A 462-nucleotide genomic window follows, 5' to 3' on the forward strand; every position below is an offset into this window, starting at 1 on the left:
TGATCTTTTATTACTGCATTATAATCTGTTGTTTCTGGACTATTCTTTTGGGTTGGCACATTTATACCGCTAGCTCCATCTATAATGATATTTGTTACTTCTGGTTCTGCTTTTTCTATCGTTACTGTTTTTTCTTCAGTCATTCCATTACTAGAAGCCACTACTACTACTGTTCCTGCATTTGCTTGGTTGGTTACTTGTAATGTCCCAATCTCTGCATTTATACTTACTCCTGTTACTGGTATCTTTAATGACCAACTTACATCCTGACTAATTATATTTCCGTACTGATCTTTTATTACTGCATTATAATCAGTCATTTCTGGACTATTCTCTTGGGTTGGCACATTTATACTGCTAGCTCCATCTATAATGATATTTGTTACTTCTGATTCTGCTTTTTCTATCGTTACTGTTTTTTCTTCAGTCATTCCATTACTAGAAGCCACTACTACTACTGTT

Annotated in this window: 1 protein-coding gene; it reads right to left on the reverse strand. The window is 34.4% G+C overall.

Annotated features, from left to right (window positions below; all coding sequences use genetic code 11):
• The coding region (locus QMG30_RS24825) for a hypothetical protein (protein ID WP_281819916.1) at positions 1-462 on the reverse strand (462 nt) is incomplete at both ends.

It is taken from the genome of Vallitalea longa (genome assembly GCF_027923465.1).
In the GTDB taxonomy this organism is placed as follows: Bacteria; Bacillota; Clostridia; order Lachnospirales; family Vallitaleaceae; genus Vallitalea; species Vallitalea longa.